Source organism: Stenotrophomonas sp. P5_B8 (assembly GCF_054049855.1).
Genome location: NZ_JBFULO010000033.1, coordinates 1 through 13,582, shown reverse-complemented (window position 1 = coordinate 13,582; position 13,582 = coordinate 1). Strand labels below are relative to the sequence as shown.

The following is a 13,582-nucleotide window of genomic DNA, read 5'->3' as shown; positions in this document are numbered from 1 at the left end:
CTGGCCGGCAATCGCTTGATGCGGGGTGGGTCGGGAGCCGGCCAGTGGCCGGCACTACCGGGATTGCTGCGTGCGTAGAACCGGGTRGTGCCGGCCGCTGGSCGGCAATCGCTTGATGCGGGTGGTCGGGAGCCGGCCAKCGGCCGGCACTACCGTCAGCCGCGGTTGCCGCGTCGCGACGGGACCAGCGCGAAGTTGTCCACGGCCAGCTTCTCGGCGTGGTTCAACCACGCCCGGATTTCCAGGTCGTCCACTTCGTGATCCAGGCCGAACGGTACGCTGATGCGGCCCTCCGCGTCGGGCTGCACCCACTGCTGGGCCACCACCACCTTGCGCTGCGAGGACACCGCTTCAATCCAGAAGCCACGGTCCGGCGACTGCTTGGCCACGAACTGCAGCATGTACTGGCCGGCGCGGGTGCGACGGCCCTTCTGGGTGATCATGTGCGCCTGGCGGATGCTCGGACGTGGCCCGTTGAACGGTTCCAGCGGGCCATCGACGGCGAAGCCGCTGCGCAGTGCGTCATCGCGATACAGCTTGATGCCCTTGTCGCGGTTGACCAGCATCGCGCACCAGTCGCCATCGGCCGAGCCATCCTCGAAGGCGGTGCAGCGATCGACATAGGCCAGCGTGTTGGTCGGATCGGCCTGGTCGAACTGCTTGGAGGTGTTCTCCAGGTACACCGATTTCAGGTCGAACTGCTTGTCGTATTCCAGCAGTACCGGTGGCTGCACATGCTGCAGGCCGATCACCACCTGGTTGTCCTCGTCGATGCGCAGCTGGCGGGTCTTGTCGCCCAGCCACAGCGAGCGCGAGAACGCCAGGTAACGTGGATAGTCCTTGCCGTTGTCGCGCAACGCCGCCGCGCTGGCACTGTCGGTGCGCTTGGGGTCCAGCAGCGAGCGGCCAAAGCCGATGGCGTTGATGTCCGGCTGGAGCATGCTGAGCAGGGTGGCGCCGGAATCCAGCGTGGAACCGGGTGCGGCGGCCAGCTGGCGCGGGGCGATGTCCTTGCCCAGGAACAGCAGCAGGTTTTCACGCTTCTGCTTGGCCAGGATATGGCTGAGATCGTTGGGCATGGCCAGGTGATCGGAGGCGATCACGATCAGCGTGTCCTCGCCGTACGGGCTGGCCTGGATGCGATCGACCAGCTTGGCGATCAGACCGTCGGTGCACTTGAGCGCGTTGAGCATGCCGATGTTGCCGTACTCGCTCTGGTAACGGGTGCGCTTGCACGCCACCGGCAGGTGCCCGGCCGGGTGGTGGGTGTCCATGGTCAGGGTGGTCAGCATGAACGGCTGGCCCTGCCGGGACAGCTGCACGAAACGATCGTAGGCCTTGTCCAGCAGCACATCGTCATGCACGCCCCACGGCGAGAAGTGCGAACGTGCCACCTTCTGCTTCTTGAACCACGCCAGGTCGTCGACGGTGTCGAAGCCATGCGTGGCCAGGAACTGGCCCTTGCCGGCGAACTGCCCGTTGGCGCCCCCCAGGTAATGATTGGTATAGCCCTGCTGCTTGAGATAATCGCCCAGGCAGACCGCTTCGGGCAGGAAGCTGCCCATGCGGCCCATGCTGTTCTCATCTTCCTTGGCGGTGGTCAGCGGCACGCCGCACATCGATGAGACCAGGCCGGCGATGGTCCAGCCGCCGCCTTCGGCCGATACCAGCCCGCGCACGTCCAGCGCCTGGCCGGCGAGGCGATTGAGGTTGGGCATCAGGTCGGGGAAGGTGGTCTCGTCCAGATACGTGCGCTCCAGGCTCTCGCCGTAGATCCACACGATGTTGCGCGGCTTGGTCAGCGCCTGCTGCGGAATGCGGTACTCGGGGGCGATGACGGTGTAATCCACCGGGCGCATCTGCAGGTAGAGGCGCTGGCCGTCGCTGTAGAGCGGGCTGACCAGGATCGCCAGCAGCCACATCGCGATGAACCCGCCGAACACGGCCTTGCCGTGCGTGTTGCCGTGCCAGCGCTGGAGACGGGGCACCGCCAGCGGCAACAGCGAGAGCAGTGCCAAGACGATGAACCCGGCGATGTAGCCCTTGAAATCGGCGACACCGGCGCCTTCCATGTCCGCGCCCAGGTGGTACAGCGTGGCGGCGTTGAGCCCATCACCGGACAACTTGTTGATCAACCACCAAGCGCTGAGCGTGAGCAGCAGCAGCGACATCAGACCGGCCTTCCACCATACCCACGTGCGTGATGCGAGCAGCAACCAGGTGAGCAGCAACAGGGACAGCAGCAGGATCCAGATCATGGGCAGCTTCGGCAGTGGAGACAGGTGGTGATGGACGTCATGACGACGTGATTTCCCATCCGACCGGCTGTCCAACCACACTTGCATGACAGACCGATGACCCGATCATGCCTGCACGAACCTGACTGAAATGTTTGTTCAAAACGACATGCGCAGCGCTACCGCGCATCGTGTTTCAGCGTGTAAAACGCGCGTGAAAGTTCGCGCGCGGCAGCGCCGCGCTCAGCCGTGTTCCATTGGACTGATGAATGCGTGAGACGCGTGGTTCAACGATGCCCGCGTTCTTCCTTGGAGCGCGCACGACGGTCGAAGATCAACGCACTGAGGATGATGCCAAGGCCCAGCGCCACGCCAATGAACATCAGGGTAAATGCGATGGCTGGGTACCCGAACAGGTGCCAGCCCGTATCCACCTTCATCATCATCGCCGCAGCCAGAATCAGCGCCGCGGTGATGATGCCGGCCGACACACGGTTGGCGATCTTCTGCAGGTTCTCCATCAACCGTGATTCTTCCAGCCCGGTGACTTTCATCTGCAGCCGGTTCTCGGCGAGCAGCGCGAGGATATCGGACATCTTGCGCGGGCCTTCGCGCAGCAGCTGCTGCATCTCCATCGCCTCGCTGGCCAGGTTGGCCGCCGACAGCGATTTCTTCAGCCGCGCGCGCATCACATGCTGCAGCTGCTTTTCCACGATGCGGCGGGTGTCCAGGTCCGGCGACAACAGCCGGCACACGGTTTCCAGGTTGAGCAGCGCCTTGCCGAGCAGGCTCAGCTCCGGCGGCGTACGCAGGCCGCTGGCGGTGGCGATGCGGACCAGGTCGAGCACCACGCGGCCTTCGGAGTAGCTGGTGTTGGCCGCGTAACGCGCGATCATCTGCCCGGTCTCGCGCAGGTAACGCTCCTCGTCGAAGGATTCCAGCCGCGTGCTGATGCCGATGATCTCATCGGCCACTTCCTCACCGCGGCCGTCCACCGCGGCGAACAGCAGCTTGAGCAGGCGCTCGCGCAAGCGGGGCGGCATGTGCGCGACCATGCCCAGGTCGAAGATCGCCAGCCGACCTTCGGGCGTCACGCGCAGGTTGCCCGGATGCGGATCGGCATGGATCTCGCCATGCACGAAGATCTGGTCGACATAGCCGCGGATCAGCGCGGCCGCCAGCGGCGCCATCGGCTGCTCGGTGCGGCGCACGTCGGGAATCATGTCCACGCGCACGCCGTGGGCCAGTTCCATGGTCAGCACGCGGTGGCTGCAGTAGTCCCACACCGGTTGCGGCACCCACAGCGGCTTGAACGGCTTGAGATGCTGGCCAAAGCGCTGCAGGTTTTCCGCCTCGGCCTGGTAGTCCAGCTCCTGCATCAGGGTCTTGGCGAACTCGTTGAGCCAGTCGCGCAGGCGCACGCGGCGGCCGACCTGGGTAAGGTGGTCGGCGGCCAGCGCGAAGCTGCGCAGCACGTCCAGGTCCGAGCGCAGCTGCGCGGCCACTTCCGGCTTCTGTACCTTGACGGCCACCTCGCGGCCGTCATGCAGTTGCGCGCGGTGCACCTGGGCGATCGAGGCGCAGCCCAGCGGCACCGGATCGAAGCTGGCAAACAGCTTGGACACCGGCGCGCCCAGTTCCCGCTCGATGATGCTGGCGATGCGCTCTACCGGGATCGGTGCCACCTTTTCCTGCATCCGCTCCAGTGCGGTGGCGAACTCCACCGGCACCATGTCCGGGCGCGTGGAAAGCATCTGGCCGAGCTTGACGAAGGTGGGGCCGAGCGATTCCAAGTCGGTGACGAACTGCTCCGGGTTGCCTTCCGGCGGCAGGTCGTGCATCGCCCGCGCATCCAGGTTCATGCCCGAAAACACCCCGGAATGCCGGTAACGCAGCAGTAGGCGCAGGATCTGGCTGCGGCGGTTCATGCCCTTGACCAGCGACGGCGTACCAGGGGCGACAGGCGTGGTATTCAAGCAGGGCTCCAGCAGGGGGATCACCGGCAGTGTCGCCGGGACGGGGTGGTGGGCCGGTGAATCCGCCTGGCGCTATCGCCCCGCGCCCCGGATCGGGCAGAATCCACGCTCCCGCTTGATCTATTGGATTGCCATGGCCGGTGCCAGCCTGTTCGCGTTGCTCGATGACATTGCCGCGCTGTTGGACGATGTGTCGGTCCTGACCAAGGTCGCGGCCAAGAAGACCGCCGGCGTGCTTGGCGACGACCTGGCGCTGAACGCGCAGCAGGTGACGGGTGTCAACGCCAACCGCGAGCTGCCGGTGGTATGGGCGGTGGCCAAGGGCTCGCTGGTCAACAAGGCGATCCTGGTGCCGGCCGCGCTGGCGATCAGCGCGCTGGAGGCCTGGCTGCGCGGCAAGGGCTACCCGGTGCCGATCGTGGTGCCGCTGATGATGATCGGCGGCGCGTTCCTCTGCTACGAGGGCGTGGAGAAGCTGGCGCACCGCTTCCTGCATTCGCAGGAAGAAGATGCCCAGCAGAAGGCCGAGCGGGTCAAGGCGCTGGCCGATGAAAAGGTGGACATGGTCGCGTGGGAGAAGGACAAGGTGAAGGGCGCGGTACGCACCGACTTCATCCTGTCGGCCGAGATCATCGTGCTGTCACTGGGTGTGGTGTCCGCTGCGCCGTTCCTCAACCAGGTCACCGCGCTGGTGATCATCGCCCTGGCGATGACGGTGTTCGTGTACGGCCTGGTGGCCGGCATCGTGAAGCTGGACGACGTCGGCCTGTACCTGTCGCGCAAGGGCGCGGCGCTGGCGGCGATCGGCCGTGGGCTGCTGGTGACCGCGCCGTGGCTGATGAAGTTCCTGTCGGTGGCCGGGACGGCGGCGATGTTCCTGGTCGGTGGCGGCATCCTGGTTCACAACGTGCCGGCGCTGCACCACCTGGTACAGGCACTCGGTGGTGAAGGCCGCTGGGGCTGGCTGGTCAACGCGCTGGGCAACATGGTGGTTGGCGTGATCGCCGGTGCCATCGTGCTGGCGGCGGTGATGGGGTTCCAGAAGCTGCGCGGGAAGAAAGCGGCGCATTGAGGGTGAGGCCGCCGAGCAGGGCTCGGCGCTACCGGTGGGGGCGGGGGATTGATCATCATTCCGCGCCCGGCGGCGGATGCCAACCGCAGGGCGATGCGCTAATCGAAGCGGCGCTTGTCTGGATGCGGCGCGATGGCGCCGTCAGCCGGCGTTCCAGTCGCGCACGGCGGCCAGTTCGGCGTGTGCCCGGGCCAGGCGGCGGCCGGACAGCGCATCGATCGCCCGCTGCAGGCGGGGCGACTGCGGGTCGCGCTGCAGCCAGCGGCGCGCCAGTACCAGCAGGGCGATCATCATCGCCGTCCCTGCCACCAGCGACACCAGCAGCCAGCGCGCGGCGAACACCGACAGGTCCAGGCCCCACGCCTGCCACGCGATCAGCACCGGCACCGCCAGCCACAGCCAGCACCACGGCAATCCCAGCAGCAGTTCGCCGATAGCGGTCTGCATGCGCAGCAACGCCAGCTGCCGGGACTGCTGCAGCACCGGCTGGTCGGGCTGCAGCTGCCCGCGCAGGTGCAGCCGCGCCGCGCTGGCGATGATCACTGCCACGCTGTAGGCGTGCAGCGCCACCGCACTGACCATCACCGCCAGCGGCGGCTGCTGCCACCAGACGCTGCCGCAATAGATCGACAGCGCCAGCCAGAACAGCAGTTGCATCACCTGCACCGCACTGAACGCCGACAGCTGGCGCTGCGCGGCATGCTGCCGGTGGCGGCGCCACGCGTTCAGCGCGGCGCTCGCCTCGCTGTCGTCGGCCTCGTTGCCGGGCTGGTTCCACAGCTGCTTGAGTGGGTCGGTATGCATGGCGGTGGCCTCAGGCGATGGGATTGAAGCGCGCGCGCAGCTGCTGGCGCAGGCGGTGCAGGCGGGTGGAGACGTTGGCGCTGCTGATGCCCAGGATGTCGGCGATCTGGCGGTGGTCGTGGTCGTCCAGGTGCAGCAGCATCAGCGCCCGATCCAGCGGCGGAAGCGTGCGTATGGCGATTTCCAGCTGCTGCACGGCGTGCTGTTGCTCGGCCGGTGCGGTGTCGTCCACCGGCAGGGTGTCCTCGTCCAGGACCGCATGGTGGCGCTGGCGCAGTTGCTGCCGGCGCAGCTGCGAGATGGCCACATTGAGCGCCACCCGGTACAGCCAGGTGGAGAAGCGGGCACGGGCCGGGTCGAAGCTGTCGAACGCGTCCCAGGCCTGCACGCTGATGTCCTGGATCAGGTCGAGCCGGTCTTCCTGGTGCGCGCAGTAGCCGCGTGCGATCTTCAGCACGATGCCACGGTGCTGGTCCAGCAACGCGGCGAAACGGAGGCGCGGGTCGCGGGCGGCGGCGTTGTTCATGTCCATACCCGGATGATTCGCACGGACGCGCCGGTTATCACAGCGCGTTGCGGGACGCGTGGCTCATCGGGGCGCGTCGGCGGCCTGCACGCGGTTCTTGCCGACCCGCTTGGCCGCGTAAAGCGCCGCGTCGGCGCGCCTTAGTAGGGCGTCGGCGGGTTCGTCGGCCTGCCATTGCGCCACCCCGGCGCTGAAGTGCACCGGTACGCGGGTCTGGTCCAACTGCAGCGGGCGCTGGGCCAGCGAGCGTTGCAGCCGCAGCAGGGTGGACATGCTGTCCGCGGCCGGGGTTTCCGGCAGCAGCAGCACGAACTCGTCGCCGCCGATGCGGGCCAGCGCGTCGGTGCTGCGCAGGTGCAGCTGGCAGACCGCGACCAGGTGGCGCAACACCGCATCGCCGCCGGCATGGCCGTGGGTGGCATTGGTCTGGTGGAAATCATCCAGGTCGATCAGCGCCAACGCCAATGGATGGTCGTGGCGACCGGCCCGGGCCAGCTCGCGTTCGATCAACTCCTCGAAGCCACGGCGATTGAGTGCGCCGGTGAGGGGATCGGTGCGGATCAGCCCGGACACATCGCGCAGTTCCTGCTCCAGCTCGGCAATGCGCTGTTCGGCCTGCTCGACCTCGCGGCGTGCGTTGCCCAGATGGTCGCGCGCCTGCAGCGCCTGCTCCTGCACGCGGCCGGTGTCCTGCAGTACATCCTGCAGCAGCTGGTTGAGATCGGCGATGCTGCGCGCCTCCTTCAGGGCCAGCGCATAGCTGCTGATGCGGTCGTGGTACTCGCCGGTACTCACCGCCATCCCGTCCAGCCGCTCGATGAAGCCGCCCATCAGGCCCTTCATCGCCGCCTTGGATTCGCTGATGCCCTGCTTGAGCAGGCCCTGCTTGTAGATCACCTCGCGCAGGTTGATGCGCGCCTGTTCGACCGAGTCGCGGTCCAGCGGGCCGCCGATCAGCTCGCGCACGGCGTGGATCTGGCCGTGCAGCCAACTGCTGTCATCGAGCAGCTCGCCGATGTTGTCCAGCAGCAGGTCGAACAGGCTCAGCAGCAGTTCCTGCTGTTCCTGCCAGCCATCGCTGCGTACGCCGATCTGGTGCGACAGCTCGCGCAGGCGCAGTTCGATCGGCTGCAGCGGCTGGCCGGGATGCCAGTGGCGCAGGTCGGCGGCAATCAGCGCCGGCTCCTCCTTCAGCTCGGGCATGTTCTGCAGCAGGCTGGCCACGGTCACGCCCAGCGTGTGCCGCAGCAGCTCGCGCAGGCGCAGGCTGTCGGGCTGGCCGTCGGGCGTCTCCTGCTCGATGGTGCGGATGTACTTGTCGATCAGCTGGCGCATCGCGCGGCCGTAGCTGACCCAGTCGGCGCTGCGCTGCGCCGACTGCAGGCGCAGGCCCATGTCGCCCAGTTCGCCGGGCAGGGTGGACATGCCATTGGCGAAGGCGGCCAGCAGCGGCTCGGGGCTGTCGATGCCGGCGAACAGGCGCTGCAGCATCGCGCTGCTGCCGCCCTTGGGGCCGGGTGCGTCACCGCCGAGGGTGTCGATCACGCGGGTCTCGGCCTGTCGCCGCGACAGCAACCGGCCCACGGCGGTGCCGGGACTGGGAGGAGCGTCGTGCGGGTCGGTCATGCGGCAGATCCTTGGCGGATGACCGGCGGGGTGCGCCGGGGCGAGGGGAGGTGGGAACAGTATCGGCGCGGGGCACGCCGGCTTGAACGCCGGGGCCGCCACACCCGATATGCCACGATGGTAGGCAATCTGACGGCAGGAGCGTGCGATGAAGGTGATGCTGGTAGGCGCGACCGGGCTGGTCGGTGGGCAGGTGCTGCAGCAGTTGCTCGATGATCCACGCTGCGACGCCGTCGTGGCCCCGACCCGGCGCGCGTTGGCGCTGGCCGATCCGGCGTTGCACAACCCGGTGGTGGACTTTGATCGGTTGCCGGTCGATGCGTCCTGGTGGGCGGTGGATGCGGTGATCTGCGCGCTCGGCAGCACCATCAAGCAGGCCGGCAGCCGCGAGGTGTTTGCCCGCATCGACCATGACTACCCGCTGCAGGTGGCCACCCTGGCGCAGGCGCATGGCGCGCATGCCTTCGTGCTGAATTCGGCAATGGGCGCGGATGCGGATTCGCGGATCTTCTACAACCAGGTCAAGGGCCGGCTGGAGCAGGATCTGCGCGGCCTCGGCTACCCCTCGCTGACCTTGGTGCGGCCGGGACTGATAGGCGGCGACCGCGCCGAACGGCGTACCGGAGAGCACTTGGCCAGCCTGGTGTTGGGTGCGCTCAGCCCGGTCCTGCCGAAGGCGTGGCGGATCAACCCGGCCGAGAACATCGCCGCGGCCATGGTCGAGGCCGCGCTGGTGCCGCGTGCGGGTGTACACATCGTAAGCTCGTCGGACCTGGCCTGAAGGTAGGCGCAAGCCCCTGTAGAGCCGAGCCATGCTCGGCAGAAGCCCTACACGGAAGCCACACGCCGACGCGAAGAGCAGCCGAGCATGGCTCGGCTCTACCAGGGTTGGCGTCGCGGCAGGCCTGAAGGTACGCGCAAGCCCGGTAGAGCCGAGCCATGCTCGGCAGAAGCCCTACACGGGAGCCATGCACCGGCGCGAAGAGCAGCCGAGCATGGCTCGGCTCTACCAGGGTTGGCGTCGCGGCTGATCTGATGGTGCGCACAAGCTCCGGTAGTGCCGAGCCATGCTCGGCAGAAGCCCTACATGGAAGCTATACGCCGGTGCGAAGAGCAGCCGAGCATGGCTCGGCTCTACCAGGGTTGGCGTCGCGGCTGGTCTGATGGTGCGCAAGCCCCGGTAGTGCCGAGCCATGCTCGGCAGAAGCCCACCACGGAAGCTGTAAGCCTGCGCGAAGAGCAGCCGAGCATGGCTCGGCTCTACCAAGGTAGGCGTCGCGGCAGGCCTGATGGTGCGCATAAGCCCCGGTACTGCCGAGCCATGCTCGGCAGAAGCCCTACACGGAAACCACACACCGACGCGAAGAGCAGCCGAGCATGGCTCGGCTCTACCAGGATGGGCGTCGCGGCAGGCCTGATGGTGCGCACAAGCTCCGGTAGTGCCGAGCCATGCTCGGCAGAAGCCCTACACGGGAGCTATACGCCGGCGCGAAGAGCAGCCGAGCATGGCTTGGCTCCACCATGATGGGCCTCGCGGCTGGCCGACGATAACGGCCACGTGGCGGCGGCTTTATCCTTGCATGGTGCCTTCCGACTCACGGACCGCAGTTACCGCATCAGCTCGCCAACACCAGGTCGTCCAGCACCGCGCGCAGAAAGCGCGCCGCTTCGCCGCCGATGGCGGCGCGGTGGTCGAGGGTCACCGACAGCGGGATCACCTTGTGCGCTTCCACGCTGCCCATCTCCGGGGTCATCCGGTCGCGGGCCCGGCCGGCAGCGCCGATCGCCTCGCCCGGCGGCCCACGCGCGCGAAAACCCGGCGCGCGGCTGTACCAGACGCCGGCGTAGGGTGCCGCCCGCCCGGGAGCGCATGCTGTGCGCTACCCTTTGACCCCCTCATTTGGCCCACGCCATGTCCGTCGAGAAGAACCAACGCGACCTCGAAGCCGGTATCCACACCGATCTGGRGGGACGTCTGACCTATGGCGGCTACCTGCGGCTGGACCAGCTGTTGAGCGCCCAGCAGCCGCTGTCCAACCCGCCGCACCACGACGAGATGCTGTTCATCATCCAGCACCAGACCTCCGAGCTGTGGCTGAAGCTGCTGGCGCACGAGCTGCGTGCGGCGATCGGGTTCCTGCAGCGCGACCAGGTGTGGCAATGCCGCAAGGTGCTGGCGCGCAGCAAGCAGGTGCTGCGCCAGTTGACCGAACAGTGGTCGGTACTGGAGACCCTGACCCCGTCGGAGTACATGGGTTTCCGCGACGTGCTGGGCCCGTCCTCGGGCTTCCAGTCGCTGCAGTACCGCTACATCGAGTTCCTGCTGGGCAACAAGAACGCGCAGATGCTGCAGGTGTTCTCGCATGACCCGGCCGGGCAGGCGCAGTTGCAGGAGGTGCTGGACGCGCCGAGCCTGTACGAGGAATTCCTGCGTTACCTGGCGCGCTTCGGCCATCCCGTCCCCGCTGCCTACCAGGGCCGGGACTGGCAGCAGCCGCACGTGGCCGACGATGCCCTGCACCCGGTGTTCGAGCGGATCTACCAGAACACCGACCGGTTCTGGCGCGAGTATTCGCTGTGCGAGGACCTGGTTGACCTGGAGACCGCCTTCCAGCTGTGGCGCTTCCGGCACATGCGCACGGTGATGCGGATCATCGGCTTCAAGCGCGGTACCGGCGGCTCCAGCGGGGTGGGGTTCCTGCGCCAGGCGCTGGAACTGACCTTCTTCCCGGAGCTGTTCCAGGTGCGCACGACCATCCGCAACGACGATCCGATGCCGCCGGACGCCTGATCCGACAGTCCTGCCAATAAGCCTATTCATATTTACCGGCCGCATCCGCCGTAGGGTGCGGCAGCCCCCGCCGTTGCTGCGCTGGCGGGGCCGGACCGGTGGTTGCAGATGCAAGTTCAGCGACCGTGCCGGCAGTTGCACGAATCGGCGTGTATTTGACGTGAACGCCGTTGTTCTGGGATTCTCCCGCGCTGCTTCGCACATCGGACGTGCATGTCTTCCACCGAACCCAGGAATCCCGCATGAGCGTAGACACCGCCGCGACATCCGTTCCCGATCCGGCGCTGCCGGAGTTCAAGACCACGTTGGGCCATCCGCGCCCGTTGTGGATGCTGTTCATGACCGAATTCTGGGAACGCTTTGCGTTCTACGGCATCCGTTGGGCGCTGGTGCTGTACATCGTGTCGCAGTTCTTCGAAGGCGACTCGGCCGGTCAGGCTGCCGCCAGCCGCACTTACGGCGCCTACCTGGCGCTGGTCTATGCCGCGGCCATCTTCGGTGGCTACGTCGCCGACCGGGTGCTGGGGTACCAGCGTTCCATCCTGACCGGTGCGGTGATCATGGCCGCCGGCCTGTTCATGGTCGCCATGCCGAACAAAGAAGTGTTCGAGCTGGGCCTGGCCACGATCATCATCGGCAACGGCCTGTTCAAGCCCAACATCTCCACGATGGTCGGCAAGCTGTACGGCCTGAAGGATGAGCGCCGCGACTCGGGCTTCACCATCTTCTACATGGGCATCAACATCGGCGCGATGATCGCCCCGGTGCTGACCCAGTACCTGGCCGAGCAGGTCTTTGGTACCCAGGCGATGCCGTCCTACAAGATGGTCTTCATCGCCTCGGGCATCGGCATGCTGATCAGCCTGGTGTGGTTCTACATCGGTCGTGCCGGCCTGAAGGGCATCGGCGCACCGCCGGTGGGTGCCGAAGGCTTCGGCCGCATCATCATGGTGCTGGTCGGCTCGATCGTCGCCATTCCGGTCGCCTATTTCCTGCTGTCCACCGGCGCCACCGCGCTGGCTTGGATCCTGGGCGTGATGTTCATCGCGCTGGGCGTGCTGCTGCTGGTCGAGGGCATCCGCGAGGGCAAGGTGCAGCGTGATCGCGTGATCGCCATGCTGATCATTTTCGTCTTCAACGTGATGTTCTGGATGTTCTTCGAACAGGCCGGCAGCTCGTTCACCTTCCTGGCCGACCAGATCGTCAACCGCAACCTCGGCGGCTGGACCTTCCCGACCGCGTGGTTCCAGTCGGTCAACTCGGTGGCGATCATCACCCTGGCCCCGATCATCGCCTGGATCTGGATCAAGCTGGGCCGCGCCAATCCGTCGATTCCGCGCAAGTTCGGCCTGGGCCTGCTGTTCAACGGCGTGGCGTTCGCGCTGCTGATGCTGGCGCTGTCGAGCATGGTGGTGGACGGCAAGATCCCGTTCTGGACGCTGTTCATGGTCTATGTCATCCAGTCGGTCGGTGAGCTGTGCCTGTCGCCGATCGGCCTGTCGATGGTGACCAAGCTGGCCCCGGTGCGCCTGGTCGGCTTCGGCATGGGCGGCTGGTTCCTGTCCACCGGCATCGGCAACAACCTGTCGGGCATTTTCGCCGGCGTGGTCAGTGGCGAAGGCGGCATGACCGTGGCGTCGGCGCTGAAGGGCTACACCTTCGGTTTCTGGGCGTTGATGATCTCCGGCGCGCTGCTGTTCCTGCTCGCCCCGCTGATCAACAAGCTGATGCACGGCGTCAAGTGAGGTCGGTGATGCGCATGAAGATGGGGTGTGCGTCGATGATCGTGGCGGGCCTGCTGTGCGCGTGCGCGCCATCGTCGGCGCCCACGGCCGGTCCTGCGCAGCCGCTGGATACCCGCGAGCAGAAGCCGCCGGTCGCGGATCCCAGCGCACCGGTGGCCTCGGGCAACACGCCGGCCGCGGCCGATGTGGCGGCCATCGCCGCGCTCAACGCGCAGTTCGATCCGGGCCGCGATCCGGTCGCCGACCTGGCCACGGCCAAGGTCGAGGCCAAGCGGGGTGGCAAGCGGATCGTGCTGGACGTGGGCGGGGAGTGGTGCTCGTGGTGCCACCTGATGGATGCCTTCATCGAAGGCGATGCGGAGATCCGCAGCTTCCGCGACGCCAACTTCGTGTGGATGAAGGTGAACTACAGCGAAGACAACGAGAACGCGGCGTTCCTGTCGCAGTTCCCGGCAATCAAGGGCTATCCGCACCTGTTCGTGCTCGATGCCGACGGCACGCTGCTGCATTCGCAGTTCACCGGCGAGCTGGAGGCCGACAAGGGCCAGCCCAAGGGCTACAACCGCACGCGGTTCTTCGCCTTCATGAAGGACTGGGCGCCACCCAAGGCGCCATGACCGAAAAAGCCGCGGATTCCGCGGCTTTTTTTTGGTTTTTCACCCTATGCGGGGCAAGCAGACGTGTGCTTTGACCCCTTCCAGGCGCGGCGGTCGGTGGGTCGGGCGCTGGGCTCCCATGCCCTTGGAGGCGAAATCAAGGGGGARGCCGCCCCGCGGCCGGGGGCGTCGCCGGAAAGGGCATGGGG

10 protein-coding genes and 1 pseudogene are annotated in these 13,582 nt (G+C 66.9%); 5 read left to right on the top strand and 6 right to left on the bottom strand.

All coding sequences use genetic code 11. The features are described from left to right. Positions 1-155: 155 nt before the first annotated feature. Positions 156-2,258, bottom strand: coding sequence for a phosphoglycerol transferase I (locus ACXJKH_RS03475; protein ID WP_256774737.1), 2,103 nt, complete (start codon positions 2,256-2,258; stop codon positions 156-158). 266 nt (positions 2,259-2,524) lie between these two features. After that, positions 2,525-4,165 carry an ABC1 kinase family protein gene (locus tag ACXJKH_RS03470; protein WP_457318330.1) on the bottom strand — a complete coding sequence of 547 codons (1,641 nt, stop codon included), beginning with the start codon at positions 4,163-4,165 and terminating at the stop codon, positions 2,525-2,527. A 181-nt stretch (positions 4,166-4,346) separates the two neighbouring features. Between ACXJKH_RS03470 and ACXJKH_RS03465 the strand changes: the two genes are divergently transcribed. Beyond that, a complete protein-coding gene (locus tag ACXJKH_RS03465; RefSeq protein WP_256774878.1) occupies positions 4,347-5,285 on the top strand; it encodes a DUF808 domain-containing protein in 939 nt (312 codons plus the stop codon). Between the two features lie 141 nt (positions 5,286-5,426). Here ACXJKH_RS03465 and ACXJKH_RS03460 read toward each other — a convergent pair whose 3' ends face one another. Genes ACXJKH_RS03460 through ACXJKH_RS03450 form a run of 3 tightly spaced genes read right to left on the bottom strand, consistent with a single transcriptional unit; the run spans position 5,427 to position 8,241 of the window. Continuing rightward, positions 5,427-6,089: a hypothetical protein gene (locus tag ACXJKH_RS03460; RefSeq protein WP_457318315.1), complete on the bottom strand. Its 663-nt coding sequence runs from the start codon at positions 6,087-6,089 to the stop codon at positions 5,427-5,429. A gap of 10 nt (positions 6,090-6,099) precedes the next feature. Beyond that, entirely contained in the window at positions 6,100-6,621 is a 522-nt protein-coding gene (locus tag ACXJKH_RS03455) for an RNA polymerase sigma factor (protein ID WP_457318314.1), read from the bottom strand. A gap of 57 nt (positions 6,622-6,678) precedes the next feature. Next, positions 6,679-8,241 carry a GGDEF domain-containing protein gene (locus ACXJKH_RS03450; RefSeq protein WP_457318313.1) on the bottom strand — a complete coding sequence of 521 codons (1,563 nt, stop codon included), beginning with the start codon at positions 8,239-8,241 and terminating at the stop codon, positions 6,679-6,681. A gap of 148 nt (positions 8,242-8,389) precedes the next feature. Between ACXJKH_RS03450 and ACXJKH_RS03445 the strand changes: the two genes are divergently transcribed. Continuing rightward, a complete protein-coding gene (locus ACXJKH_RS03445) occupies positions 8,390-9,022 on the top strand; it encodes an NAD(P)H-binding protein (RefSeq protein ID WP_457318312.1) in 633 nt (210 codons plus the stop codon). A gap of 835 nt (positions 9,023-9,857) precedes the next feature. Here ACXJKH_RS03445 and ACXJKH_RS03440 read toward each other — a convergent pair. Then, positions 9,858-10,040: pseudogene (locus ACXJKH_RS03440) on the bottom strand (2-oxo acid dehydrogenase subunit E2); the annotation flags it as partial. Positions 10,041-10,153: 113 nt separating this feature from the next. Here ACXJKH_RS03440 and ACXJKH_RS03435 point away from each other — a divergent pair. From ACXJKH_RS03435 to ACXJKH_RS03425, 3 genes are all read left to right on the top strand, one after another. Beyond that, positions 10,154-11,032 (top strand): tryptophan 2,3-dioxygenase, encoded by an 879-nt coding sequence (locus ACXJKH_RS03435; RefSeq protein WP_457318311.1) that lies wholly within the window; start codon positions 10,154-10,156, stop codon positions 11,030-11,032. A 242-nt stretch (positions 11,033-11,274) separates the two neighbouring features. Further along, entirely contained in the window at positions 11,275-12,777 is a 1,503-nt protein-coding gene (locus ACXJKH_RS03430; protein WP_256777583.1) for a peptide MFS transporter, read from the top strand. Positions 12,778-12,785: 8 nt separating this feature from the next. Continuing rightward, positions 12,786-13,394, top strand: a complete 609-nt coding sequence (locus ACXJKH_RS03425) for a thioredoxin family protein (protein ID WP_457318310.1) — start codon at positions 12,786-12,788, stop codon at positions 13,392-13,394. The last annotated feature ends 188 nt before the right edge of the window (positions 13,395-13,582 follow it).

Bases quoted from the DNA above. Each gene is read 5' to 3' on its own strand.
- ACXJKH_RS03475 (WP_256774737.1), bottom strand. From the start codon at position 2,258: ATGATCTGGATCCTGCTGCTGTCCCTGTTGCTGCTCACCTGGTTGCTG.
- ACXJKH_RS03470 (WP_457318330.1), bottom strand. From the start codon at position 4,165: ATGAACCGCCGCAGCCAGATCCTGCGCCTACTGCTGCGTTACCGGCAT.
- ACXJKH_RS03465 (WP_256774878.1), top strand. From the start codon at position 4,347: ATGGCCGGTGCCAGCCTGTTCGCGTTGCTCGATGACATTGCCGCGCTG.
- ACXJKH_RS03460 (WP_457318315.1), bottom strand. From the start codon at position 6,089: ATGCATACCGACCCACTCAAGCAGCTGTGGAACCAGCCCGGCAACGAG.
- ACXJKH_RS03455 (WP_457318314.1), bottom strand. From the start codon at position 6,621: ATGGACATGAACAACGCCGCCGCCCGCGACCCGCGCCTCCGTTTCGCC.
- ACXJKH_RS03450 (WP_457318313.1), bottom strand. From the start codon at position 8,241: ATGACCGACCCGCACGACGCTCCTCCCAGTCCCGGCACCGCCGTGGGC.
- ACXJKH_RS03445 (WP_457318312.1), top strand. From the start codon at position 8,390: ATGAAGGTGATGCTGGTAGGCGCGACCGGGCTGGTCGGTGGGCAGGTG.
- ACXJKH_RS03430 (WP_256777583.1), top strand. From the start codon at position 11,275: ATGAGCGTAGACACCGCCGCGACATCCGTTCCCGATCCGGCGCTGCCG.
- ACXJKH_RS03425 (WP_457318310.1), top strand. From the start codon at position 12,786: ATGCGCATGAAGATGGGGTGTGCGTCGATGATCGTGGCGGGCCTGCTG.